Origin of the sequence: Streptomyces carpinensis, from assembly GCF_002154505.1 — a bacterium.
Taxonomy (GTDB): Bacteria; Actinomycetota; Actinomycetes; order Streptomycetales; family Streptomycetaceae; genus Streptomyces; species Streptomyces carpinensis.
This window is the reverse complement of record NZ_MUBM01000565.1, coordinates 811-1,150: the sequence shown is the minus strand read 5'-3', so window position 1 is coordinate 1,150 and position 340 is coordinate 811. Positions and strand designations below refer to the sequence as shown.

At 72.1% G+C, this 340-nt stretch carries 1 protein-coding gene; it reads right to left on the bottom strand.

The genetic code is table 11. The annotated features are described in order from the left end of the window. Positions 1-340 (bottom strand): aminotransferase class III-fold pyridoxal phosphate-dependent enzyme (locus BZY54_RS54255; protein WP_244217668.1); only part of this gene is annotated, 340 nt, incomplete at both ends.

Sequence of the window (340 nt, the reverse complement as noted above, 5' to 3'; positions counted from 1 at the left end):
CGCAGATAGCCGGGCGGCGCCTCGTGCACGCCCTTGCCCTGGATCGGCTCGACGATCAGGGCGGCCACGTCGCCCTTCTTCAGCTCCCTGGCGAGCGCGTCGAGGACGCCGAGCGGGACGGCGGTGTCGGGCAGCAGCGGGGTGAAGCCGTCCCTGAAGCCCTCCTCGCCGTTCACCGACAGGGAGCCGGTGGTCAGGCCGTGGAAGGAGTGCTCGCAGTACAGGATCCGCGGCCTGCCCGTGGCGCGGCGGGCGAACTTCAGCGCGGTCTCCACCGCCTCGGTCCCGCTGTTGCCGAAGAAGACCCGGTCCAGGTGCGGGCTGTGGGTCAGCAGCCGCT